The organism is Xanthomonas hortorum pv. pelargonii (assembly GCF_024499015.1).
Classification (GTDB): Bacteria; Pseudomonadota; Gammaproteobacteria; order Xanthomonadales; family Xanthomonadaceae; genus Xanthomonas; species Xanthomonas hortorum_B.
In genome coordinates this window covers 2,121,308-2,144,942 of sequence record NZ_CP098604.1, presented here as the reverse complement: position 1 = coordinate 2,144,942, position 23,635 = coordinate 2,121,308, and the positions used below count along the sequence as shown (strand labels likewise).

Sequence of the window (23,635 nt, the reverse complement as noted above, 5' to 3'; positions counted from 1 at the left end):
GTGGAAAAAGCAGCACCGACACGACAACGTTCAAAGTGGACTACAGCCAGAACGCCGACGCCGACGCGCGCGGTTGGGGCGTTCGTACCGGCCTGCAGTACCGCGATCTGCAGCAGCGCTACAACCTGGATGAAGTCCGCCGCAATCCATCCGGCCGCGTGACTCTGGCAACGACTGGCACCGACGATGCTCGCATCTGCCCATACGCCGATTTCAGCTGCCTGTTGCTGATCGACCCGGCCAAGGTCGCCGCCTTCGCCGCCGCTTCGCCAGGCGCCTACGTGCTGGCCAACACCAATGCACGCAACAGCGCGATCAGCGACTTCCGCATCGACGAGCGCAATGGCGCCGCCTATCTCATGGGCACCTGGCATGGCGAGCGCACGCTGGCGACGTTCGGCCTGCGCAACGAATACCTGCAGCGCGAGGTGCTCAGCGCGGTGCCGCAACCGCTGAGCAGCAGCACAAACTACGTGCAGCAATCGGCCGACAGCGATCGTCGCTTCCTGCTGCCGTCGGCGAACCTGGTCTGGGACATTACGCCGGCGTTGAAACTGCGCATGGCCGGCAGCCGCACCATTGGTTTGCCCACCTACGCCGACATCGGCCAGAACAGCAGCCCGGTGGTGGATGGCACCGGCTTGACCATCAATCGCAGCATCGCCAACCCGCTGCTGCGTCCACGCCGTGCGGACAATCTGGATGTGTCGCTGGAGTGGTATCCGGACAGCGATTCGCAGCTGTCGGTGGCGCTGTTCCACAAGCGTATCGGCGATGAAATCGTGCGCCTGACCAGCACCGACACCCAGCGCGATCCCGGCGGTCTGGTCGGCAACTATCAGGTCACCACCACCCAGGCGATCAATACCGGCGATGCGCAGGTGCAGGGCATCGAATTCACTGCTATCGATACGCGCTTCGACTTCCTGCCCGGTGCGTGGTCGAACCTGGGCGCGATGTTCAACGCAACCCTGCTCGACCCGCGCACCGCCGATGTGCAGATGGCCGACGGCAGCCGCCGCGCGCTGCCCGGCCTGATGGAATCGCCCAGGCGCAGCGCCAACGCCTCCCTGCTATACGACATCGGCCCGTTCAGTGCGCGCGTGTCAGTGCCAACTACACCGGCCAACAGCTGCTGTCCGCCGCCACCGACAACCGCGTCAACGACCGCTATTACGATGCGATCACCAGCTACGACGCGCAGCTGGCGTGGAGTTTCAGCAAGCAACTGCGCCTGACCGTGCAAGGCCGCAATCTCAGCAATGCGCGGCTGACGCGGGTGATCGGTGCCGACCAACAACTGATGCGCGAGCAGCTCGACAACGGCCGTGCGTATTACCTGGGAGTGGACTATGCGTTCTGATCGACGTGGCGTAGCGGCGCTGTTGATTGCACTACTGGCAACCTTGGCCGGCAGCGCCAATGCCGACAATGGTGCAATGCCGCCGGCAGACGCGCAGTTTGTGGCCATGGAAACCCTCGTCAGCGGCGACTGCTGGGGACAATGGCCGGACGATGTGCTCGCAGCGGTGAGCCGCTGCAAACCGGCCGAGCGCAATCGCATCGCCCTGCAGGTGCCCGACGATGCCGATGGCCCGGCACGCGTCGGCATTGATGGCAAGGCATGCAGCGGCGCGCGCTGTGCCGGTCTGGTGCAGGTACTGCAAGTCGCACCCAGCCAGCGCCTGCCGCTGCGCACGCCGCCGGCACGTATCGACGCGGTGCTGGCTGCGTTGGACCAGGCCCACGCCCGCGATCGCATCAGTATCGAACCGCTGGTGCAGCCGGTGCCCGCACCCGGCGTGCCGATCACGCTGGCGCCGGGTGTGCGCTACTGGCGGCAAGCCGTGAGCGCACCGCAACCGGTGATGCTGCACATCGCCGAAATCGATCTCGCCACCCCCGGCCTGCAACTGGTCGGCACGCGCGGCGAGCGCAGCGGCGGTGGCGAATTTCTCGCCAATCCGACTACCGCGTTCGTGCGCGATGGCGAGCTGGCGTTGGCGATCAACGCCGATTACTTCCTGCCGTTCGATGGCGGGCATCTGTTCGACAAGGCATTCGTGCCGGCCACGGGGCAGGGCGTCACTGCCGAAGGTCTGTCGATCAATGAAGGCCACCTCGATTCGGCCGCCGCCACCACCGATAAACGCGTCAACGCAGCGCTGTGCATGAGCGCGCGCAATGCGGTGCGCATCGTGCGCGGCAGTTGCCCCTCCGGCACCCGCATGGGTGTCGGCGCCGGCCCGCTGCTGCTGCTCGACGGCAAGCGCCAGCCACGCGAGGCCAGCCGCGCCGAGTACTACGACGGCCCCGAACCACGCAGCGCACTGGGCCTGGATCGCGCACGCAAGACGCTGTGGATGGTGGTCGCCGACGGCCGCCAGCCCGGCTACAGCGCCGGCATGAGCCTGGATGCGCTCACCGCGGTGTTGCAGCAGCTCGGCGCCACCTCTGCCATCAATCTGGACGGCGGCGGCTCCAGCACCCTGGCTGCGCGCGTGGACGGGCGCGTGCGTACGCTCAACCGCCCCATCCACACCGGCATCCCGGGGCGCGAACGCCCGGTTGCCAACCAGCTCGGGGTGCGCATCGCCCCGCAGCCTTAAGCGACAAGCGAGCGGCGCGGTACCATTGGTGGTTTGAACCACGGTCCGCGCCATGAAGATTGCCTCCTGGAACGTCAACTCGCTCAACGTGCGCCTGCCGCATCTGCAACAGTGGTTGGGCACGTTTGCACCCGACGTGGTCGGCATCCAGGAAACCAAGCTGGAAGACCATAAATTTCCGGATGCGGCATTGGCGGCGGCCGGCTATCGCAGCGTGTTCTGCGGGCAGAAGACCTACAACGGGGTGGCGATCCTGTCGCGCTCGCCGGCGCTGGATGTGCAGATGGGCATCCCCGGCTTCGACGACGTGCAGCAGCGCGTCATCGCCGCCACCGTCGATGGCGTGCGCATCGTCAATCTGTATGTGGTCAACGGCCAGGACGTGGACACCGACAAGTACGCCTACAAGCTGCGCTGGCTCGCCGCAGTGCATGACTGGCTGGCGCAGGAACTGCAGAAGTACCCGCAGCTGGTGGTGTTGGGCGATTTCAACATCGCCCCGGATGCGCGCGATGTGCACGACCCGTCGGTGTGGAACGAGCACCACATCCTCACCTCCACCGCCGAGCGTGCGGCGCTGGAAAAACTGCTCGCGCTGGGCCTGCACGATGCGTTCCGTCTGCATCACGACGATGCCGAGCAGTTCAGCTGGTGGGATTACCGCCAGGCCGGTTTCCGTCGCAATCTTGGCCTGCGCATCGATCTGACCCTGGTGTCGGATGCGCTGCGCGCACGCGCGGTGGAATCGGGCATCGACCGCGAACCGCGCACCTGGGAGCGCCCCAGCGATCACGCACCCGCGTGGGTGCGGCTGGCAGACGTCGACGCATGAGCGAGCGCACGCTACGGCGCAGCACCTACAAGGTGGGCGAGGTCACGCTCGGGCCTGTGCATCGATTGAGTTGCCATTGCGGCGCGGTGCAGATCGATCTGGATCTACCGCATGGCCTGCTCGATCCACGCCGCTGCGATTGCTCGATGTGCCGCCGCCGCGGCGCTATCGTCGCCTCGGTCACGCTCGATGGGTTGCATGTGCTGCAGGGCGAAGACGTGCTGCGGCTGTATCAGTTCAACACGCACACGGCTGCGCATTATTTCTGCAGTGTGTGCGGCATCTATACGCACCATCGGCGGCGTTCCAATCCCAACGAATACGGCTACAACGTCGGTTGCCTGGAAGGCGTCAATCCCTATGCGTTGAACATCGCCGTGCCGGTGGAAGATGGGGTTCACCATCCGTCCGATCGCGCGCCGGCAAGCGGTTGATGTCACCGGCGGCTGAAACGACAACGCCCGGGCAAGCCCGGGCGTTGTTTCAATCACACTGCGCTTCAATCAGCGAACACGGCCACGCGTAAACAGATTGACGATCGCCAGCAGGATCACCGCACCCAGCAGTGACCAGACGAAGGTCCACAACGTGATGGCTTGATTGATGCCGCCACCGAACAGGAAACCTGCGATCAACGCACCGACGATGCCGACCACAATGTTGAGGATGATGCCCTGCTGTGCGTCGCGACGCATGATGATGCTGGCCAGCCAACCCACGATGCCGCCGACGATCAACCAGATGATGATGCCCATGTTGCCGATCTCCTTGTACGCGTGCACCGGAAGTGGTGCATGGCCGCCATTCAACGCAGCCGGGCGTGAAGTACCTGTCGAGCGCGATACCTCGCGCTGCCGAGTGTTCGGTTTGGTGGACGCAACGTGACAGCGAACGCGAGCTGGCAGCATGGCCCGGTGCAGCTGTGGCTGCGCCCGCATCGGCACGGCGAACGCGGCGAACCGCAGGCGCGGCAGTTGCTGGGCCTGGCACTGGGCATCGACCCTGAAAACGTGCCTTTGCAGCGCGATGCACGCGGGCGTCCATCGCTGCAGCCGGCCTTGCCCAACCGGGATACCGGCTGGAGCCATAGCGGCGAGTACCTGCTGGTCGGCCTGGGCGAAGGCGTGCGGCTGGGCGTGGATCTGGAGCGCATTCGCGCACGCCCACGCCTGCTGGACATCGCGCAACGCTTCTTCCATCCCGACGAAATCGCACTGTTGACTGCGCAGGAGCCGGACGCGCAACACGCGCTGTTTTTCCGCCTGTGGTGCGCCAAGGAAGCGCTACTCAAGGCCTACGGACATGGCCTGTCGTTCGGTCTGCATCGGCTTGCGTACGCACTGGCGCCGGATGGCGCGCTGCAATTGCAGTGGTGCGACCCCGAACTCGGTCAGGCCGCGCACTGGCAACTGCACGAATGGTGGGCCGCCCCGGACCGCCGCGCGGCGCTGGCGTTCTATCCGTTGGCCACCGACTGAAAGCGGCGATCGACCTGGCGGCTATGTCGCCAGCAGCAGGCATCGGCATAACCTGAGAGATGCTGCAGCGGTTCTGCGACCTCGCATGCCGCACCAGCGCGCCCCGCTGGCAAGCGCGGGCAATGCGTTTGCCTACGTCGCACCATGCCCATGCGGCAAGATTGGTTGGCGGAACTGCGCCACGCCATCCAGATCGCGCAGCGTTACCGTCAGCACGCCGGTGTGTGCGTCGATCTCCACTTCGCCAAAGAACTGAAATCCGGCCAGCGGCGACAGGTTCGGCGCAGGCGGTGCTTTTTGAAAGATCACCGTCGGGCCGAAGGTGGCATCCAGCGCATTCGGTCCGAAACTGCCGGCATTGAGCGGGCCGGCGACGAATTCCCAGAACGGCTCGAACTGCTGAAACGCCGCTTTATCGGGATGGTAGTAATGCGCCGCGCAGTAGTGCACATCGGCGGTCAGCCACACCGTGTTGCGGATGCGCGCTGCGCTGATGAAACGCAGCAGCGCGGCGATCTCCTGTTCGCGACCGCGCGGCACGCCCGGCTCGCCATTGGCGATCGCTTCCCAACGCGCGCGCCCTGCGGCGTCCTGCCCATCGGGCACCTGCAGGCCGATCGGCATGTCGGCGGCAATCACCTTCCATTGCGCGCGTGAGCCAGCCAGTTCGCGCTGCAGCCACGCCAGTTGTTGCGTGCCGAGAAATGCAGCGTCTGCGCCGGGTTGCGGCTGCAGGTTGTCGCTGTTGGCGCCGCGGTAACTGCGCATGTCCAGCACGAACACATCCAGCAGCGGGCCATAACCGATCTTGCGATAGATGCGCCCGTCGCCATCGGCACGCACGCCGCGCATCGGTGCATATTCCAGAAATGCCTGACGTGCACGGCCGGCCAGCACATCGATATCGCGCACCTGATAGCGCTCGTCCAACTGCTTGCCGGGCGACCAGTTGTTGGTGGTTTCGTGATCGTCCCACTGCCAGATCTGCGCGACCTCGGCATTGAAGCGACGGACGTTTTCATCGAGCAGGTTGTAACGGTAATTGCCGCGAAATTCGTCCAGCGTCTCGGCTACCTTGCTCTTGGCCGTGGTGGTGAGATTGCGCCAGCGCTTGCCTTCTTCGACGATCAGCTCGGCCGGGATCGGGCCGTCGGCATAGATGGTGTCGCCGCTATGCAGGAAAAAGTCCGGATTGCGTTCGCGCATCGCGCTGTAGATGCGCATGCCACCGATGTCCGGATTGATGCCGAAACCCTGGCCCACGGTGTCGCCGCTCCACACAAAGCGCACATCGCCACGCGCGTGCGGCGCACTGCGCAGATGACCGTGCACCGGCGCGCTCAACACACCGCTGTCGGCGTCTTCAAAGCGCACCCGGTAGAAAATGTCCTGGTCGCGCGGCAATGCGCCCAGGTCCACCCGCGCAGTGAAATCGTGTGCCGGCAACGCCACCGGCCCATCCACGCAACGCGCCTGCCGCAGGCTCGGGCTTGTATCCCATTCCACCCGCAGCCGCGCCGGCCGATCGCAGCGACTCCACAGCATCGCGCGGCCGTCCAGCACATCGCCGCTCTGCACCCCGTCGGTGATCATCGGCCGCCCGGAGGGCGCGGCCAGACTGCGCGTGGACCAAGCAGCAGTGGCCGGCAACAACAGGCCGGCGCCTAAACCTTGCAACACGCGGCGGCGGGCGGGATCGGAGGCGGTCATGGCATCCTCGACTATCTGGCAGCAGCGTCCAGATATAGCGCCGCCGTCTTACCGGGACGTGTCCATTGCGCTGCATGGCGCAGTAGGTCGCGTGGTGATGGATGCAGTCACTGTATTGCGCAGCACGCAGATGAAGCTCTGCGCGGCGCCGTTGGGGAATAGCGCTTCACGCCTGTGGAGACTGTCGTGGAAGGTCGGCGCAAGTGCGCTGTGGGGGATGGGTGTCGCATGAAGTTGCCACTACCCGCTGCAGCACACCGCACAGACTTACGCCTCCACCGCCCCCGTCTTGCCGTCTTCGACCACAAAGCGCTTCAACGTCGAGACCGTGGCCTGGCGGTCGCGGCGGTCGGAGATGCCTTGCAGGCGCGTTTCCATCCGGCCCGGTGTCAGCGTTACCGAGACATAGCCGCGGGTTTCGCCTTCGGCGTAGTGCACATGCGGATTGAGCGCCATGGTGGCTTGCAGCTCGGCATTGCTCTGGCCGTCGGAGGTGATGGAGGTGCCGACGAATTCGGTGGCCAGCGTCGGCGAGTCGGGATTGGCCGGATCGGCCTTCAAGTCGGTAACCCAGTACGAGTGCATGTCGCCGCCCCAGAACACCGGGTTGCGTAGCCGGGTCTTGGCGATTGCGTCGAGCATGCGGGTGCGCGTGGCCGGGTAGCCGTCCCAGCCGTCGGTCCACTGCCCGAGCACGCCGTCGCGGCCGTGCTGGTTCATCGGTGCCACCAATAGATCCTGCGCGATCACGTTCCAGCGCGCGGGCGATTGTGCGAAGGCGCCATGCAGCCAGCGCTCCTGTTCCCAGCCAAGCATGGTGCGGCGTGGGTCGGTGCGTTCGCGGCAGCTGTCGTCCACCACATGGCCGCCGCGCCAGCCGTTGGCCTGCGGGCAGGGTTGTTCGCTGCGGTACTGGCGGCCATCGAGCACGTAGAAGCGTGCCAGCTGGCCGTAGTCCAGCGATCGGTAGATGCGCATGTCGGCGCCATGCGGGCGATTGCGCGCGCGCAGCGGGAAGTGCTCGTAAAAGGCGCGATACGCGGCCGCGCGTCGGGCCAGGAAGGTGTCGACTGCAATCGACGGATCCTGCGACCAGCGATTGGCGTAATCGTTCTGCACCTCATGGTCGTCCCAGGTCGCCACGCAGGCGCTGCCGGCATGCAAGGCCTGCAGGTCGGGATCGGTACGGTACAGCGCATAGCGGTTGCGGTAGCCGGCCAAGTCCAGGCATTCGCCGCTGCCGTGCGGGCGCACGATCTTGTTCGCCGCCTCGCCGTGGTTGCTGTATTCGTAGATGTAATCGCCGAGAAAGAACACCAGGTCCGGTTGTTCGGCAGCAAGATGGCGGTAGGCGCTGAAATAGCCCAGCTCCCAGTGCGAGCAGGACACAAAGCCAAGCCGCGCCGCATCCGGCAACTGATGCGGCGCCGGCAAGGTGCGTGCGCTGCCGACGGGGCTGCGCGCGCCTAGCGCCTGGAAGCAGTACCAGTACGGGCGATCGGCGGCCAGGCCGGCGACCTCCACATGCACCGCATGGCCCCAGGCCGGGCTGGCCATGGTCTCGCCCCGGCGCACGATGCGGCGCATGCCCGGATCGCTGGCCACCTGCCAGCGCACACGCACCGGTGCGGTCAGCCCGCCGCGTCCATCCGGGTCCAGCGGGCGCGGTGCCAGCCGGGTCCAGATGACAAATCCGTCGGCCAGCGGGTCGCCTGCTGCCACGCCCAGGGTGAACGGGTCCGGGCTGCCGCTGGCACGTGCGAACGGGCTGAGCAGCCCGGCAGTCGCCAGCCCGGCGCCGGCGATGAGAATGCGCCTGCGGCTGTGATCCACCGTGGGTGTCGTGTTGTCGGAGCCGGGCAGGGGCGATGCGGAAGACGGGTCGATCAAGGACATGGGCACAAAGGCGATCTAGCGGACGCGACCATAGTGCGACGGGCGGATGTCCGTTCAATGGCAGCGGCAGTGGTGTCGCTGCTGGCGCAGGCTTGCGCGCGTCATCGACATCGTCATCGACATCGGATGGCAGATGGCGGATGGCTTGTACGGGGTGTGCCACCGCAGCGGATGCTCCCGCCTAAAGCGATGCGCATGCGCCGGTGCAGCGGCGGCTGTCATTTTTGCAGTTCCTGCGGCATCGCCAGGCCTGGACGTTTGTTCAAGGACGTCGGCTTCCTGCCCACGCGCCGCGCATTGCCACCATGCGCGTCACGCACGCACCTGCACGCCAGCCAGCTGCGATAATCGCGGGATGAACGATGCCGCACTTCCCCCGATGTAGCCGCTGCGCTGGCCAATGGCCTGCAGGCCCAATCCCTGGATGCGGCGTTTGCCGCGCCGTTGCTGCGCTATCTGACGCTGCTGGTGCGTTGGAACAAGACCTACAACCTCACCGCCGTGCGCGACCCGCGCGAGATGGTCACCCGCCATCTGCTCGATTCGCTAGCCATGCAGCCCTACATCGCCAGCGGCACCTTGGCCGACCTGGGCACCGGCCCCGGCCTGCCCGGCATCCCGCTGGCGATCACCCGCCCGCAGCTGCAGGTGACGCTGGTGGAAAGCAACGGCAAGAAGGCGCGCTTCATGCGCGAGGCGCTGCGCCACCTGGCGCTGGGCAATGCGCGCGTGGCCGAGTCGCGCGCCGAGGCGCTGGACGAGCCGGCCGCCTACGACCATCTCACCGCGCGGGCGCTGGATACGCTGGCCGGCATCATCGCCGTCGGCGGTCACCTGCTGCGCCCGGGCGGCAGCCTGCTGGCGATGAAGGGCATCTACCCGCATGAGGAGATCGCCGCACTGCCCGCCGGCTGGAGCGTAGCTGAGGTGCATCCGCTGCAGGTGCCCGGCCTGGACGGCGAGCGGCATCTGGTCGTGGTGCGCAAGACGGGCTGAAGCGGCGGCCTGCCTGCCCCGGCCGCGTGCATCGGGAGAGCTAAAAAGCCACGGCGCCTGGTCGCTTCTCCCGCCTGCAGGGGAAGGGGCCCGACGTGGCGGTGCGCGCGATCGGCCATAGCTCTCACCTAATCCCCAATCCCCACGCTGGGACTTCCGGCCCATGGCAACGAGCGCCTGCGCTGCCATCATTGCGCGTTCGATCCAGACGCAGGCCGCCCGCACGTGACATCTCCTCTCGCCGCCGCACTCTCGCTCGCCCTGCTGGGCGCAAGCTTCGCCGCCACCTCGGCGCAGGCCGCCGCACCGGCACCGGTGGCACCGCCGGCCACGCTGACCGCCGAAGCACCCGCCGACGCGCGCTTCCGCGCCATCTACGAAAAAGAGTGGGCATGGCGGCAGGCCGAGACCGGCCAGGCCGACGAAGACAGCGACACCACCGGCGACAACACGCATTTGCCCGATGTCGGCCCGGCGGCGCAGCAGGCGCGCCTGGCGGTGTGGGACGGCGTGCTCAAGCAGCTCGAAGGCGTCGACCCGAAACAACTGTCGCCCACCAACCAGGTCAACTACGCCATCTACCGTCCGCAGGTGGAAAACCTCGCCGTCGAAGTGCGCCTGCGCCTGTACGAGATGCCGTTCAATTCGGATAGCTCGTTCTGGTCCAACCTGGGCTTCATGGCGCAGCGGCCGATGAAAACCGCTGCCGAGTACCGCGCCTATATCGCGCGCCTCAACGATGTGCCGCGCTACTTCGACCAGCAGACCGCCAACATGCGCGCCGGCCTGGCACGCGGTTTCAGCGTGCCGCGCGCGGTGCTGGATGGCCGCGATGTCTCCATCGCCACCGTCGCCGAGGTCAAGGACCCCACCGAATCGAGTTTCTACGCACCGTTCAAGCAGCTGCCGGCGCAGATCCCCGCCGCCGAACAGGCGCAACTGCGCGAACAGGCCAAGGCCGCGCTGAGCACGGCGGTGCTGCCGGCCTACGCCAAGCTGCTGAGCTTCTTCCGCAACGACTACATGCCCAAGGCGCGCACCACGCTGGCGGCCGAAGCGCTGCCCGACGGCAAGGCGTTCTATCGCCAACAGATCCGCGAATACACCACGCTGGAACTGACCCCGGAGCAGATCCACAAGATTGGCTTGGACGAGGTGGCACGCATCCAGGCGCAGATGGACGCGATCATCAGGCAGGTCGGCTTCAAGGGCAGCTTTGCGCAGTTCCTGGCCTTCCTGCGTACCGATCCGCAGTTCTACACCAAGACCCCGCAGGAACTGCTGGACCGCGCCGCGTGGATCTCCAAGCGCGTGGACGGGCAGGTCGGCAAGTTCATTGGAACGCTGCCGCGCGGGCGCTTCACCATCAAGCCGGTGCCGGACGATATCGCGCCGTTCTGGACTGCCGGGCGCGGGGGCTCCACCACGTACTGGGTCAATACCTACAACCTGCCATCGCGGCCGTTGTACAACCTGCCGGCGCTGACGCTGCACGAGTCCTCGCCCGGGCATTCGCTGCAGGGCTCGCTGGCGCTGGAGCAGGGCGACCAGCCCGCGTTCCGTCGCGAAAGCTACATTTCCGCCTATGGCGAGGGCTGGGCGCTGTACACCGAAAAGCTCGGCCAGGAGATGGGCATCTACGAGACTCCGTACGAAGAGTTCGGCCGGCTCACCTATGAGATGTGGCGCGCCTGCCGGCTGGTGATCGACACCGGCGTGCACCACGACGGCTGGAGCCGCGAGCAGGCGCTGGCCTACCTGCGCGACCGCACCGCGCTGAGCGAGCATGAGGTCACCACCGAGGTGGACCGCTACATCTCCTGGCCCGGCCAGGCGCTGAGCTACAAGCTGGGCGAGATCAGCATCGTCAAGCTGCGTGCCGAGGCCGAACAGGAGCTGGGCGATCGCTTCGACATCAAGGCCTTCCACGACGCGGTGCTGAAGCAGGGCTCGGTGACCCTGCCTGTGCTGGAGCAGCAGGTGCGCGCGTTTATCGCCGAGAGCAAGGCGCGCCCGGCCGACGCCAAGCCGGCCCGCAACGCGGCGCTGTGACACCCGGGGGCATTTGGAGCGGCTGACAAGACCACCTTTAGAGCGGCTGGTTTTTGATTTGGCTGCAGGGCCCTTGCCCGCCCACCATCGCGGGACACGCTGCAAGTACGTCCTTGTAAGCTCTTACGCGGCATCCATGCCGCGTAAGGCGACGGTGGGCAGGCAAGGACCAGTCGAGATGGTCGGTGGTCATGGCTTTCAACAAAGCATCCAGCAAACTGGCTGGCGCCGTGTCCTGTTCTCAATAAAGCAATCAGCAACCTGTCTGGTAGGGACGGGTTCACGGCGTGTCCCGCGGGCGGTGAGGGCATCGCGCACTTGAGTTCTTTGCGTTTGCTGCAGGGCCCTTGCCCGCCCACCATCGTGGGACACGCTGCAAGTACGTCCCTGTAAGCTCTTACGCGGCATCCATGCCGCGTAAGGTCCCGCGACGGTGAGCGGGCAAGGACCATTCGAGTTGGTCTGTGTGCATGGCTTTAAAAAAGCCGCCGACAAACTCTCTGGTGCGGTGTCCTCGCCGCTTGCGGGACCGTGTGGCGGCATGGATGCCGCCACCGAGCCTCCAGGGATGGATTCACGGCGTGTCCCGCAAGCGGCGAGGGCACCGCGCCCTCGACTCACTAAGCTTTTGACCTGAGCTTCCGACTAAACCGTGCATGCGATTGTGTAACTACCCCGGCCCCGATACGCTGCGCCCATGTTGCTTCGCCGCGCCCGCCTGTTGCACCCGTTGCTGCGCCTGATGGCGTTGGCGGTGTTGGTCATGGGCGTGTTGGTCGCACCGGTGGCCTGCGCGCTGGGCGATGTACATGCGCTGGCGCACGACCAGATGCATCTGGAAGACACCGCGCCGCACGGCCATGACGGTGCCGACGAAGGCGATGCCGGCGAGCGCGATGGTGCCGGCCTGATGCACGCCTTGATGCACAGCGGCTACTGCCACGGCCAGAATCCGGCCGTGTTGCCGGCGCTGTCCTGGCTGCCGCTGTCCACGCATACGCAGGCCCAGCCTGTGGCCGTCTTCGCGCACTACCGCTCGCAACTGAGCGAGACCGGATTGCGTCCTCCGATCGCGGCCTGATGCATCGCCGGCAGCTGCCGGCCTGTCCATCGATCCCGATTCCGGAGACACCCTCATGTGGTTGCGACTGACGGCACTTGCCGTCTTCGCGGTCGTGCCGTGCGCCATGGCGCAGGACGTACCGCCCAAACCCGTGCTGACCCTGGACGACGCCATTGCGCGCGTCGCCCGGCAGCACCCCGATCTGCGCCTGGCCGATGGTCAGCGCGCGGTCCTCACCGCCGAAGCCGAGCGCGACGCGTTGCGCCCGCCGTTGCGTATCGGCGCCGAACTGGAAAACGTGTTCGGCACCGGCCCGACCCGCGCGCTGGACCAGGCCGAACTCACCGTCACCCTGGCCGGCGTGCTGGAACGCGGCGGCAAGCTCGACGCGCGCCGCACGCTGGCCCAGGCACGTATCGACGCGCTGGCGCCGCAGCGGGCGCTGGCACGACTGGATGTGCTGGCCGAAGTCGCCCGGCGTTATCTGGCCATCGGCATGGCCGCGCAACGGCATACGGTCGCACTGGAAACGCTTGCCCAGCGCCAGCGCACCGTCAGTGCCGCGCGCCAACGGCTGCAGGCCGGCGCCTCGCCTGAATCGGTCGTGTTGACCGCGCAGGCCTTGCAGGCGCGCGCGGAGCTGGAGCGCGACCGCGCGCAGCAGGAGCTGGTGGCGGCACGTCGCCAGCTGGCGGTGTTATGGGGTGAGCGTACGCCGGACTTCGGCGATGTCAGCGGCGACCCGCTGCAGTTGCCGGCCATTCCCGAGTTCGAGGTGTTGGCGCAGCTGCTCGATGCCACGCCCGAACTGGCGCGCTTGAACGGCGAGCAGCGCGTGCGCGAGGCGCGGGTGCGGCTGGCACGCAGCCAGGCGCGCCCGGACCTGGACTGGCAGGTGGGCGTGCGCCGGCTCGAGGGCAACGACGCCACTGCGCTGCTCGGCAGCGTCTCGCTGGCCCTGGGCAGCGCCGCGCGCGCGCAACCGGAGATCCGCGCCGCCGAGGCGGAGCTGTCGCTGCTGGACATCGAGCGGCAATCGCAGGCCTTGGTGCTGTACACCACGCTGGCCGATGCGCATGGCCGCTACCGCGCCGCACAGCTGGAAGTGACGCGGATGCGCAGCGATGTGCTGCCCGCGCTTGCGCGTGCCGATGCCGCTGCCGAGCGCGCGTATCGCGCCGGTGCCACCAGTTATCTGGACTGGGCGCAACTGCAGGCGCAGCGCAGCGATGCGCGCCAGCAGCAACTGGCTGCGGCACTGGAAGCGCAGACCGCGTTGATCGAGATTCAGCGCCTCACCGGGCAACCGTTTGTGCTTGAAAGCGCTGCGCAGGTGGGGCGATGAGCGCTACTTCTGCGGCGCGTTTTCGCGCGGCCTGCATGCGTCCGCCTGGATCTGCTGCGCCGGTATCGGTATCTGAATCGGCGTTCGCAACCGCAACCGCAACCGCAACCGCGTCCGCATCCAGCAGTCGCCAGGCGACGCTCGCGCCTACCGCGGATCCAGCGCATACCTTCTTCGTTCGTTCGCCCGACGCACTGCGCCGGCGCCCACCAGGATGTAATTCGATGACACGTTTTCTGATCGCGCCGCTGTTGCTGGCGCTGCTGCTGAGTGGCTGCGGCCGCAGCAGCGAAGAAGCACACGAGCATGCAACACCCGGTGCCGAGGGTGAAGCCGACGCACACGGCGAAGAAGCCGAAAAAGGCGCACACGGCGGGCGCCTGCTCGAACAGGGCGGCGACAGCGTGGAGCTGGCGATTGCAGAAGACGGCACGCCACCCACGTACCAAGCCTGGCTGTACCGCGACGGCAAACCATTGCCGCCCAGCGCCGGCAGTGTGGAGGTGCGTTTGACCCGGCTCGGCGGCGTCAACGAAGTGCACCAATTGCGCGCACGCGAAGACGGTAGTCTGTTGGCCGACAGCACGGTGGGCGAGCCGCATTCGTTCGATGTGGAGGTGCGCGCCACCGTGCAGGGCAAGTCGCATCGCTGGGCCTATCCCAGCTATGAAGGCCGTACCACCATCGCGGGGAAGATCGCGCAGGATGCTGGCATTCGTGTCGCAGCCGTTGGCCCCGGCAGCATCGCCGACCAGCACGAAGTGCAAGGCCTGCTGACGCCGGCAGAAGGTGCGCAGGCGCAGGCCACCGCGCGCTTTCCCGGGCCGGTGCGCAGCTTGCGCGTCAATGTCGGCGACCAGGTGCGCGCCGGTCAGGTATTGGCCACGGTGGAGAGCAATCTGAGTCTGACCACCTACGCGGTCAGCGCGCCGATCAGCGGCACCGTGTTGGCCCGCAACGCCAGCCTGGGCAGCAATGCGGGCGAAGGCCAGGTGTTGTTCGAGATCGCGGACCTGTCGAGCTTGTGGGTGGATCTGCACATCTTCGGTGCCGATGCGGGGCACATCACCGCCGGCGCACCGGTGACGGTGACGCGCATCAGCGATGGCGTGGTGGCGCAGACCACGTTGGAGCGCGTGTTGCCGGGTACCGCCACCGCGAGTCAGAGCACGGTGGCGCGCGCGGTGCTGCGCAACAGCGATGGCTTATGGCGGCCGGGCTCCGCGGTGAAGGCGCGGGTGACGGTGGCGCAGCAGCCAGCGGCGATGGTGGTGCCGGTGGGGGCATTGCAGCAGTTCCGCGACTGGGAGGTGGTGTTCGTGCGGGTTGGCGATGTGTACGAGGTGCGGCCGGTGAAACTGGGCGCGCGCGATGCGCAGCAGGTGGAGGTGGTGTCGGGTTTGGCGGCGGGTGACGCGGTGGTGGTGGAGCAGAGTTATCTGGTCAAGGCGGATATCGAGAAGTCGGGGGCGTCGCATGATCATTGATCGCTGCGTTTCCGGTTTGCTTCTTCCTCGACCGCACGCACGTGCGTGCGAACAGCTCTTCCATGCTTCAGTGACACGTTTTTTCAGTCATCGACGCGGTCGCAACGCAGGCACGCACGCACTGATCGGTGTGGCTGCGCACGCAGTTGCGCCGAGTGTGCGCGGAGGTGCGCGTCATGCTCACTAACATCATTCGGTTCGCGATCGCGCAGCGGTGGTTGATGCTGGCGTTGACGGGGGTATTGATTGCGATCGGGGCGTGGAGTTTTTCGCGGTTGCCGATCGATGCGACGCCGGATATCACCAATGTGCAGGTGCAGGTCAATACGGCCGCGCCGGGGTATTCGCCGTTGGAATCGGAGCAGCGGGTGACGTTTCCGCTGGAGACGGTGTTGGCGGGGTTGCCGGGGCTGGAGTCCACGCGCTCGTTGTCGCGCTATGGCTTGTCGCAGGTGACAGCGGTCTTCGCAGATGGCACGGATCTGTATTTTGCGCGGCAGCAGGTGGCCGAGCGGTTGCAGCAGGTCAAGTCGCAATTGCCGGCCGATCTGGAGCCGCAGCTGGGGCCGATCGCGACCGGCTTGGGCGAGATCTTCATGTACACGGTGGAAGCCAAGCCGAATGCGCGCAAGCCCGATGGCAGCGCGTGGACAGCCACCGATCTGCGCACCCTGCAGGACTGGGTGGTACGCCCGCAGTTGCGCAATGTGCCCGGCGTTACCGAGGTCAATACCATCGGCGGCTATGCGCGGCAGATCCATATCACGCCGGATCCGGCGCGCCTGGTGGCGTTGGGTTTTACGCTGGACGATGTAGCGCAGGCGGTGGAAGCCAATAACCGCAATATCGGTGCCGGCTATATCGAACGCAACGGCCAGCAGTTTCTGGTGCGGGTGCCGGGGCAGGTGGACGATATCGCGCAGATTGGCGCAATCGTGCTGGATCGGCGCGAGGGTGTGCCGATCCGGGTGCGCGATGTGGCGCAGGTCGGCGAGGGCCGCGAGTTGCGCACTGGTGCAGCCACGCAGGACGGCACCGAAGTGGTGCTCGGCACGGTCTTCATGCTGGTCGGCGCCAATAGCCGCACCGTGGCGCAAGCGGCCGCGCAGCGCCTGGAACTGGCCAACGCCAGTTTGCCGGCCGGCGTGCAGGCAGTACCGGTCTACGACCGCACCGCGTTGGTGGACCGCACCATCGTCACCGTCGCCAAGAACCTGATCGAAGGCGCCTTGCTGGTGATCGTGGTGTTGTTCCTGTTGTTGGGCAATGTGCGTGCGGCCTTGATCACCGCGGCGGTGATTCCGTTGGCGATGTTGTTCACGCTCACCGGCATGGTGCGCGGTGGCGTGTCCGGCAATCTGATGAGCCTGGGCGCGCTGGATTTCGGCTTGATCGTCGATGGCGCAGTGATCATCGTGGAGAATTGTTTGCGCCGTTTCGGCGAAGCGCAGTTGCGCTTAGGACGTGTGCTTGAGCGCGAGGAGCGTTTCGAACTCACTGCAGAAGCCACCGCAGAGGTGATCCGTCCCAGCTTGTTCGGCCTGGGCATCATCACCGCGGTGTATCTGCCGGTGTTTGCGCTCACCGGTATCGAAGGCAAGATGTTCCATCCGATGGCGATCACCGTGGTGCTGGCGCTCAGCGGTGCGATGCTGCTGTCGCTGACCTTCGTACCGGCGGCGATTGCGTTGTTGCTCGGTGGCAAGGTGGCCGAGTACGAAAACCGTGCGATGCGCTGGGCGCGTCGCGTCTATGCGCCCATGCTGGATCGCGCGCTGCGGCATGGCCGTTTGGTCGGTATTGGTGCGGTGGTGGCGGTGGCGCTGTGCGCGGTGTTGGCCACGCGCCTGGGCAGCGAGTTCATTCCGAACCTGGACGAAGGCGATATCGCGCTACATGCCTTGCGCATTCCCGGCACCAGCCTGGAACAGGCCATCACCATGCAATCCACGCTGGAAAAACGCATCAAGCAGTTTCCGGAAGTGGCGCATGTGTTCGGCAAGCTCGGCACCGCCGAAGTGGCCACCGACCCGATGCCGCCATCGGTGGCCGATACGTTCCTGATCATGCATCCGCGCGATCAGTGGCCGGATCCGCGCAAGCCCAAGGCGCAACTGGTGGCCGAGATCGAGGAGGCGGTGAAGCAGCTGCCGGGCAACAACTACGAGTTCACCCAGCCGATCCAGATGCGCATGAACGAGCTGATTTCCGGCGTGCGTGCGGATGTGGCGATCAAGGTGTACGGAGACGACCTGGACACGTTGGTCAAGCTGGGGCAGCGCGTGCAGGAGGTCGCCAGCACGGTGCCGGGCGCGGCCGACGTGAGCCTGGAGCAGGCCACCGGCTTGCCGATGCTGGCGGTGGTGCCCGATCGCGCCGCGCTGGCCGGTTATGGCCTCAATCCCGGCGTGGTGCAGGACACGGTGTCGGCGGCGGTGGGTGGGCAGGCTGCCGGGCAGTTGTTCGAAGGTGACCGCCGTTTCGACATCGTGGTGCGGCTGCCGGAAGGCCTGCGTCAGGATCCCACCGCATTGGCCGATCTGCCGATCCCGCTGCGCGGCGATGGCGAGCGCGCCGATGCGGACGAATCCAGTCGCGCGGCCGGCTGGCGTAGCGGCGAACCGACCACCGTGCCGCTGCGTGAGGTCGCGAAGATCGAAACCGTGCTGGGGCCCAACCAGATCAATCGCGAAGACGGCAAGCGCCGCATCGTGATCACTGCCAACGTGCGCGACCGTGACCTGGGCGGATTCGTCGCCGAGGTGCAGCAGCGCGTGCAGGCCGAGGTGGTGCTGCCGACCGGTTACTGGATCGGCTACGGCGGCACCTTCGAGCAATTGATCTCTGCAGGCCAGCGCCTGGCCTGGGTGGTGCCGGGCACCTTGTTGCTGATCTTCGCGCTGCTGTACTGGTCGTTCGGCTCGCTGCGCGATGCGCTGGTGGTGTTCAGCGGCGTGCCGCTGGCATTGACCGGCGGCGTGGTGGCGTTGGCACTGCGCGATCTGGCGTTGTCGATCTCCGCCGGCGTCGGCTTCATCGCGTTGTCGGGCGTGGCGGTGCTCAATGGCCTGGTGATGATCGCCTTCGTACGCAGCTTGCGGGCCGAGGGCATGTCGCTGGAGCAGGCGCTGCGCGAAGGCGCACTGAGCCGTCTGCGCCCGGTGCTGATGACGGCGTTGGTGGCCGCGCTGGGCTTCGTGCCGATGGCCTTCAACGTCGGCGCCGGTGCCGAAGTGCAGCGCCCGCTGGCCACGGTGGTGATCGGCGGCATCGTCTCGTCCACCTTGCTCACCTTGCTGGTGTTGCCGGTGCTGTATCGCTGGCTGCACCGTGAGCGCTCGGGGCGATCCGGACCGGTCTTCGTGGCAACGCCGCAGGCAGGCACGCCATGAGCGAGTCCTGTTGCGGGTGCGGCAAGACCCTGGATGTGGCCGCAATGCAGGCCCGTCAGCGGCGCGTGCTGTGGTGGGTGTTGGCGATCAATGCCGGCAGCTTTGCGCTGATGCTTGCCGGCGCGCTGCATAGTGGCGCCGCTTCGCTGCTGTCCGGCAGCCTGGATAACCTGGGCGATGCGCTGACCTATGCATTGAGCCTGGCGGTAGTGGGCGCCAGCCTGGCGGCCAAGGCGCGGGTCGCCTTGCTCAAGGCCGGATTGATCCTGCTGGCGGCGCTGGCGGTGGCCGCCGAGATCGGCTGGAAGCTGGCCCACCCGCAGCTGCCGCTGTTTCAGAGCATGGGGATGGTGGCCGCGCTGAACTTTGCCGCCAATCTGGTGTGTTTGCGCCTGCTGTGGCCGTACCGTAACGGCGACATCAACCTGGCCTCGGCCTGGGCCTGCTCGCGCAATGATGTCTACGAAGGCCTTGCGGTGCTGGCTGCCAGTGCGGCGGTGTGGGCGTTCGGCAGCGGCTGGCCCGACCTGGTGATCGCGGTGGCGTTGCTGCTGCTGTTTCTGCGCTCGGCCTGGCAGGTGGCGCGCAGCGCATGGGCGGAACTGCATCGGGTCGCTGCGCTGACGTAGGGCGTGGGAGGCTGATCGACCACCGCCTCCGGGCGAGGTGCCGACAGCGGTGGGTTAGAGGGCGAGTGCTGTAAGTGCTTGCGGCACATAGGAAAGCCATGCATAATGCGCGGCTCGCTGTGCCCGGATCGCTCCGGATGGCGGCACCCAGCGCGATGGGGTTGCCGGCTCGTTTCCAGCGTAAGTACTTGATTCCCAACGTTGCGTGGCAGCCTAGCGCTGTCGGGGCCGCCGCTCCCCAGGCTATGGGTGGCAATTCATTTATCGAGGTGCGTAATGTCCCGCGTATGCCAAGTGTCCGGCAAGCGTGTGCAGACGGGTAACAACGTCTCCCACGCAAACAACAGAACCCGTCGTCGCTTCCTGCCCAACTTGCACGAGCGCCGCTTCTGGGTCGCCAGCGAGAACCGTTGGGTGAAGCTTCGTGTCTCCGCGCATGCATTGCGCACCATCGACAAGAACGGGATTGATGCCGTTCTGAAAGAGCTACGTGCGCGCGGCGAAAAGGTCTGAGGAGTAAGCAGTCATGGCAAAAGGCAAGCGTGACAAGATTCGTATGATTTCCTCGGCCGCTACCGGCCACTTCTACACCACGGATAAGAATAAGAAAAACACTCCGGGGAAGATGGAAATGATGAAATACGACCCGGTCGTGCGTAAGCACGTGATGTACAAGGAAGGCAAGATCAAGTAATCCACCGATTACCCGATCTGCACTCAAGCAAACACCCGCCGAAAGGCGGGTGTTTGCGTTTGTGGTGTGTGCATTGCGGGTTTGATCGCAACCATGGTTTTAATCCGCAACTTCCTGGGCCAATACAACTCGGCGAACTGCATTCCCCTCTCCCTTCGGGAGAAGGGTAGGGGTGAGGGTACGGGGCGAAGCCACTTGGTAATGGATGGCACGAGGCTTCGCCCGTACCCTCATCCGCCCCTGCGGGGCACCTTCTCCCGGAGGGAGAAGGGGATTACATCCCGCGTGCGCGCAGTTGCGCATCCAGCCTCGGATACACACGCCTGGCATTGCCTTCGAACACCTTGCGCTTGTCTGCATCGGAGATCGCCAAGGCATCGACATAGCGTTTGGTGTCGTCGAAATACTGGCCGGTCTGCGGGTCGATGCCGCGCACCGCGCCGACCATCTCCGAGCCGAACAGGATGTTGTCGATGTCGATCACCTCGAACAACAGGTCGATGCCAGGTTGGTGATACACGCAGGTATCGAAGAACACATTGCGCATCACGTGCGTGGACAACGGCGGCTTGCCGAGCATGTCGGCCAAGCCGCGGAAGCGGCCCCAGTGATACGGCACCGCGCCACCACCGTGCGGGATGATGAAGCGCAAGTCGGGAAAGTCGCTGAAAAGATCGCCTTCGAGAAACTGCATGAACGCGGTGGTGTCGGCATTGAGATAATGCGCGCCGGTGGCGTGGAAGTTGGCGTTGCAACTGCCGGACACGTGCACCATGGCCGGCACGTCGAGCTCGACCATTTTTTCGAAGAACGGATACCAGGCGCGGTCGGTCAGCGGCACGCCGGTCCAGTGGCCGCCGGACGGGTCGGGATTGAGATTGCAGCCGACGAACCCGAGCTCGCTGACGCAACGCTCCAGCTCGGCGATCGAGTGCGCGATCGCCACGCCCGGCGATTGCGGCAACTGGCACACACCGATAAAGGTGTGCGGATACAGCTGCACCACGCGCGCGATGAGGTCGTTGCAATGGCGCGTCCAGACCTGGCTCACCGCTTCGTCGCCGATGTGGTGCGCCATGGTGCTGGCGCGTGGCGAAAAAATCGTCATGTCCGCGCCGCGCTCGCGCAGCAGCCGCAGCTGATGCTGCTCGATGCTTTCGCGCAATGCGTCGTCGGAGATCTGCGGATAGATCGGTGCCGGCAACTGCGGGTCGTCGTAGTGTGCGATCTGCGCCTTGCGGAAGGCGTCATGTGCAGCGGGCGCGGTGGTGTAGTGGCCGTGGCAGTCGATGATCATGAGAATGCTCGTTGAGGTGCGCAGAGCGCGCTGTGCCTGCGACCGAGAGATGTGCAGTGCGCAGGTGGACGGAGGTCTGGATTCGGATGCATGGGTCTGGGAGCGATGTAGCTCCGCGTATGCACTGCCATCGATCTGCAGTTGTCGGCGAAGCAATGCATCGCACCCGAGCGAACCGGAATGCCGCGCTGATATCCGGCCGGTAGCCCGAAAAGCGACTCGCGTTGCTGGAGTGCGCAGAGAACGCGCCACGCGCGATCGTTAATAGCCGGCACGCGGACTGCAGCACGCAGCACACCACGCATCAACGACCCGGGTTCAACCCAGCGCGATGCCGGCTGCCACATCGCATGCTGGCAGCCGCGCTCAAGCAAACAGCTCACCATCGAACAATTTGCGTGCGGTGCGCAGCACGGCGGCACGCACCACCTCGCCGCGCGCGTCTAGGGTGATGACACAGCTGCTCGCACCGCTGGGATGTTCCACATCCAGCTGCTGTGTGCTGCCGCCAGGCAACTGCGCCAGCGCATGCGCAGGAGAGCCAGGTAGCAGGCAGGCAGTGGCGACGGTGACTGCGCCCAGCACGCCGATCGAGGCATGGCAGCGGTGCGGAATGAATGAGCGCACGCTGATCGCGCCGCCGTTGCGCGGTGCGGCGACCAGCATCATTTTCGGCACGGTGGCATCGGTGACATCGCCCAACCGCATCAACGGGCCGGCCTGTAGGCGAATCGATTCCAGGCGGGCTTTCAGTGTCTGGTCTGCATCGAGCGTGGCGCGGTCTTCGTAGCCGCTGATGCCGAGATCGCTGGCGCGCAGCACCACGCAGGGCATGCCGTTGTCGATCAGGGTGACCTCTACTTCGTCGAGCGTCTGCACCGCATGGCCGGTCGGCAGCAACGCGCCACACGAAGAGCCGGCGATCTCGGCAAACGCCAGCGCAATCGGCGCAGCGGTGCCGGGCACGCCGTCGATGCGGGCATCGCCGTCGTAACGCACCTTGCCGTTGGGCGTCTGCACGGTGGCGGTGGCCAGCGCGTTGGTATTGCGCATGAAGATGCGCACGTCGGTTTCGCCATCGTGCGCGGGCAATAAGCCGCGTTCCAAGGCGAAGGGGGCGACGCCAGCGAGCATGTTGCCGCAGTTCTGCGCATCGCTGACCTGTGCCTGTTCCACCGACACCTGCAGGAACAGATAGTCCACGTCGGCATCGGCACGCGTGGAGCGCGACACCACCGCCACCTTGGAGGTGAGCGGGTCGGCGCCGCCCATGCCATCGATCTGGCGCAGATCCGGCGAACCGTAGGCGCGCAGCAGAAACGCATCGCGTGTGGCGCGATCGCCGGGCAAATCGTCGGCCAGAAAAAACCCGCCCTTGGAGGTGCCGCCGCGCATCCACATCGCGCGTACGTGCTCAGACATAGCGCAGGCCTTTGGCCGCCAGGCGTTCGCGCATGGCGTAGATGTCCAGGCCCAGTTCGCCGCTGGCAAGACGGTCGCGTTTGATCAGCTCGCGCGCTTCGCGTGCCTGCGCTTCGGCCAGCACCTGCGCAGCAGTGGCGCGCGGCACCACGCAGACACCGTCGTCGTCGGCCACCACCACATCGCCCGGCTGCACCAGCGCACCGGCGCAGACCAGCGGCACGTTGACCGAGCCCAGCGTCTCCTTGATGGTGCCCTGCGCGCAGATGGCGCGGCTCCATGCGGGGAACTGCATGGCAGTGAGATCGCGCACGTCGCGCACGCCGGCATCGATGATCAGCCCGCGGCAGCCGCGCGCCTGTGCCGAGGTGGCGAGCAGATCGCCGAAGTAGCCGTCGCAGCAGTCGCTGGTCGGTGCCACCACCAGCACGTCGCCGGGCTGCAGTTGCTCGATGGCCACATGCATCATCCAGTTGTCGCCGGGCGGAATCGACACTGTGACTGCAGTGCCGGCAACACGGCAGCCGGCGTAGATCGGGCGCAGGCGGTGATGCAGCAGGCCGCTGCGCCCCTGCGCCTCGTGCACGGTGGCCACGCCGGCCTGCGCAAGCCCATCCACGATGGCCAGCGGGGTGCGCTCGATCCGGGTGACGACCTGGCTCATCCATCCATCCTCGTTAGGGGTGTGCCGAGTCTGTGCGCCGATCGCCTGATGGCTCAAGATTCATTTGAG

At 66.1% G+C, this 23,635-nt stretch carries 20 protein-coding genes and 1 pseudogene; 15 read left to right on the top strand and 6 right to left on the bottom strand.

All coding sequences use genetic code 11. The annotated features are described in order from the left end of the window. The first annotated feature begins 35 nt into the window (after positions 1-35). The 5 genes from NDY25_RS09555 to NDY25_RS09535 are packed head-to-tail and all read left to right on the top strand — an operon-like array spanning position 36 to position 3,875. Positions 36-1,238, top strand: coding sequence for a TonB-dependent receptor domain-containing protein (locus NDY25_RS09555; protein WP_256627902.1), 1,203 nt, complete (start codon positions 36-38; stop codon positions 1,236-1,238). Between the two features lie 2 nt (positions 1,239-1,240). Continuing rightward, complete coding sequence (locus NDY25_RS09550; protein ID WP_006451661.1) at positions 1,241-1,363, top strand: hypothetical protein; 123 nt, start codon at positions 1,241-1,243, stop codon at positions 1,361-1,363. Then, complete coding sequence (locus tag NDY25_RS09545; RefSeq protein WP_256627901.1) at positions 1,353-2,609, top strand: phosphodiester glycosidase family protein; 1,257 nt, start codon at positions 1,353-1,355, stop codon at positions 2,607-2,609. The genes NDY25_RS09550 and NDY25_RS09545 overlap by 11 nt, the downstream gene beginning before the upstream one ends. A gap of 52 nt (positions 2,610-2,661) precedes the next feature. Continuing rightward, positions 2,662-3,441, top strand: coding sequence for an exodeoxyribonuclease III (gene xth, locus NDY25_RS09540; protein ID WP_168957509.1), 780 nt, complete (start codon positions 2,662-2,664; stop codon positions 3,439-3,441). Next, on the top strand, positions 3,438-3,875 hold the full coding sequence (locus NDY25_RS09535; protein ID WP_168957508.1) for a GFA family protein: 438 nt from the start codon (positions 3,438-3,440) through the stop codon (positions 3,873-3,875). Before xth ends, NDY25_RS09535 begins: the two co-directional genes overlap by 4 nt. 69 nt (positions 3,876-3,944) lie before the next feature. On the opposite strand, the gene NDY25_RS09530 is transcribed toward NDY25_RS09535, so the two are convergent. Beyond that, entirely contained in the window at positions 3,945-4,196 is a 252-nt protein-coding gene (locus tag NDY25_RS09530; protein ID WP_043889923.1) for a GlsB/YeaQ/YmgE family stress response membrane protein, read from the bottom strand. Between the two features lie 126 nt (positions 4,197-4,322). Here NDY25_RS09530 and NDY25_RS09525 point away from each other — a divergent pair, with 126 nt between their 5' ends. Beyond that, entirely contained in the window at positions 4,323-4,919 is a 597-nt protein-coding gene (locus NDY25_RS09525; protein ID WP_256627900.1) for a 4'-phosphopantetheinyl transferase family protein, read from the top strand. 132 nt (positions 4,920-5,051) lie between these two features. On the opposite strand, the gene NDY25_RS09520 is transcribed toward NDY25_RS09525, so the two are convergent. Together NDY25_RS09520 and NDY25_RS09515 are read right to left on the bottom strand one after the other, a co-directional pair. After that, on the bottom strand, positions 5,052-6,629 hold the full coding sequence (locus NDY25_RS09520) for an alkaline phosphatase D family protein (protein ID WP_168957506.1): 1,578 nt from the start codon (positions 6,627-6,629) through the stop codon (positions 5,052-5,054). Positions 6,630-6,896: 267 nt separating this feature from the next. Continuing rightward, positions 6,897-8,525 carry an alkaline phosphatase D family protein gene (locus NDY25_RS09515; protein WP_168957505.1) on the bottom strand — a complete coding sequence of 543 codons (1,629 nt, stop codon included), beginning with the start codon at positions 8,523-8,525 and terminating at the stop codon, positions 6,897-6,899. A 355-nt stretch (positions 8,526-8,880) separates the two neighbouring features. On the opposite strand from NDY25_RS09515, the pseudogene rsmG reads away from it, so the two are divergent. The 9 genes and pseudogenes from rsmG to rpmG all read left to right on the top strand — a co-directional run bounded on the left by rsmG (position 8,881) and on the right by rpmG (position 20,183). Next, positions 8,881-9,521: pseudogene (gene rsmG / locus NDY25_RS09510) on the top strand (16S rRNA (guanine(527)-N(7))-methyltransferase RsmG). 225 nt (positions 9,522-9,746) lie between these two features. Then, positions 9,747-11,573 carry a DUF885 domain-containing protein gene (locus NDY25_RS09505; protein ID WP_251755024.1) on the top strand — a complete coding sequence of 609 codons (1,827 nt, stop codon included), beginning with the start codon at positions 9,747-9,749 and terminating at the stop codon, positions 11,571-11,573. Between the two features lie 697 nt (positions 11,574-12,270). Next, the gene (locus NDY25_RS09500; protein ID WP_168957503.1) at positions 12,271-12,654 is read left to right on the top strand and encodes a DUF2946 family protein; all 384 of its coding nucleotides are present in this window, start codon (positions 12,271-12,273) and stop codon (positions 12,652-12,654) included. A gap of 55 nt (positions 12,655-12,709) precedes the next feature. After that, a complete protein-coding gene (locus NDY25_RS09495; protein ID WP_168957502.1) occupies positions 12,710-13,981 on the top strand; it encodes a TolC family protein in 1,272 nt (423 codons plus the stop codon). A gap of 224 nt (positions 13,982-14,205) precedes the next feature. Further along, positions 14,206-15,468 carry an efflux RND transporter periplasmic adaptor subunit gene (locus tag NDY25_RS09490; protein WP_168957501.1) on the top strand — a complete coding sequence of 421 codons (1,263 nt, stop codon included), beginning with the start codon at positions 14,206-14,208 and terminating at the stop codon, positions 15,466-15,468. Between the two features lie 176 nt (positions 15,469-15,644). Further along, positions 15,645-18,860, top strand: coding sequence for an efflux RND transporter permease subunit (locus NDY25_RS09485; protein ID WP_168957500.1), 3,216 nt, complete (start codon positions 15,645-15,647; stop codon positions 18,858-18,860). Further along, positions 18,857-19,489, top strand: coding sequence for a cation transporter (locus NDY25_RS09480; protein WP_168957499.1), 633 nt, complete (start codon positions 18,857-18,859; stop codon positions 19,487-19,489). The genes NDY25_RS09485 and NDY25_RS09480 overlap by 4 nt, the downstream gene beginning before the upstream one ends. Before the next feature lie 276 nt (positions 19,490-19,765). Continuing rightward, the gene (gene rpmB, locus NDY25_RS09475) at positions 19,766-20,002 is read left to right on the top strand and encodes a 50S ribosomal protein L28 (RefSeq protein ID WP_002809459.1); all 237 of its coding nucleotides are present in this window, start codon (positions 19,766-19,768) and stop codon (positions 20,000-20,002) included. 13 nt (positions 20,003-20,015) lie between these two features. Then, entirely contained in the window at positions 20,016-20,183 is a 168-nt protein-coding gene (gene rpmG / locus NDY25_RS09470; RefSeq protein ID WP_002809462.1) for a 50S ribosomal protein L33, read from the top strand. Positions 20,184-20,457: 274 nt separating this feature from the next. Here rpmG and NDY25_RS09465 read toward each other — a convergent pair whose 3' ends face one another. The 3 genes from NDY25_RS09465 to NDY25_RS09455 form a co-directional block, all read right to left on the bottom strand. After that, positions 20,458-21,480 (bottom strand): amidohydrolase family protein, encoded by a 1,023-nt coding sequence (locus NDY25_RS09465; RefSeq protein WP_168957498.1) that lies wholly within the window; start codon positions 21,478-21,480, stop codon positions 20,458-20,460. Between the two features lie 366 nt (positions 21,481-21,846). Beyond that, positions 21,847-22,902 (bottom strand): 4-oxalomesaconate tautomerase, encoded by a 1,056-nt coding sequence (locus tag NDY25_RS09460; RefSeq protein ID WP_168957497.1) that lies wholly within the window; start codon positions 22,900-22,902, stop codon positions 21,847-21,849. Beyond that, on the bottom strand, positions 22,895-23,566 hold the full coding sequence (locus NDY25_RS09455) for a 4-carboxy-4-hydroxy-2-oxoadipate aldolase/oxaloacetate decarboxylase (RefSeq protein WP_023905626.1): 672 nt from the start codon (positions 23,564-23,566) through the stop codon (positions 22,895-22,897). Before NDY25_RS09455 ends, NDY25_RS09460 begins: the two co-directional genes overlap by 8 nt. Positions 23,567-23,635 lie beyond the last annotated feature (69 nt).

Excerpts from the sequence above, each read along its gene's own strand:
- NDY25_RS09545 (WP_256627901.1), top strand. The coding sequence starts at position 1,353 with ATGCGTTCTGATCGACGTGGCGTAGCGGCGCTGTTGATTGCACTACTG.
- xth (WP_168957509.1), top strand. The coding sequence starts at position 2,662 with ATGAAGATTGCCTCCTGGAACGTCAACTCGCTCAACGTGCGCCTGCCG.
- NDY25_RS09535 (WP_168957508.1), top strand. The coding sequence starts at position 3,438 with ATGAGCGAGCGCACGCTACGGCGCAGCACCTACAAGGTGGGCGAGGTC.
- NDY25_RS09530 (WP_043889923.1), bottom strand. The coding sequence starts at position 4,196 with ATGGGCATCATCATCTGGTTGATCGTCGGCGGCATCGTGGGTTGGCTG.
- NDY25_RS09520 (WP_168957506.1), bottom strand. The coding sequence starts at position 6,629 with ATGACCGCCTCCGATCCCGCCCGCCGCCGCGTGTTGCAAGGTTTAGGC.
- NDY25_RS09515 (WP_168957505.1), bottom strand. The coding sequence starts at position 8,525 with ATGTCCTTGATCGACCCGTCTTCCGCATCGCCCCTGCCCGGCTCCGAC.
- NDY25_RS09500 (WP_168957503.1), top strand. The coding sequence starts at position 12,271 with ATGTTGCTTCGCCGCGCCCGCCTGTTGCACCCGTTGCTGCGCCTGATG.
- NDY25_RS09495 (WP_168957502.1), top strand. The coding sequence starts at position 12,710 with ATGTGGTTGCGACTGACGGCACTTGCCGTCTTCGCGGTCGTGCCGTGC.
- NDY25_RS09490 (WP_168957501.1), top strand. The coding sequence starts at position 14,206 with ATGACACGTTTTCTGATCGCGCCGCTGTTGCTGGCGCTGCTGCTGAGT.
- NDY25_RS09485 (WP_168957500.1), top strand. The coding sequence starts at position 15,645 with ATGCTCACTAACATCATTCGGTTCGCGATCGCGCAGCGGTGGTTGATG.
- NDY25_RS09480 (WP_168957499.1), top strand. The coding sequence starts at position 18,857 with ATGAGCGAGTCCTGTTGCGGGTGCGGCAAGACCCTGGATGTGGCCGCA.
- rpmB (WP_002809459.1), top strand. The coding sequence starts at position 19,766 with ATGTCCCGCGTATGCCAAGTGTCCGGCAAGCGTGTGCAGACGGGTAAC.
- rpmG (WP_002809462.1), top strand. The coding sequence starts at position 20,016 with ATGGCAAAAGGCAAGCGTGACAAGATTCGTATGATTTCCTCGGCCGCT.
- NDY25_RS09465 (WP_168957498.1), bottom strand. The coding sequence starts at position 21,480 with ATGATCATCGACTGCCACGGCCACTACACCACCGCGCCCGCTGCACAT.
- NDY25_RS09460 (WP_168957497.1), bottom strand. The coding sequence starts at position 22,902 with ATGTCTGAGCACGTACGCGCGATGTGGATGCGCGGCGGCACCTCCAAG.
- NDY25_RS09455 (WP_023905626.1), bottom strand. The coding sequence starts at position 23,566 with ATGAGCCAGGTCGTCACCCGGATCGAGCGCACCCCGCTGGCCATCGTG.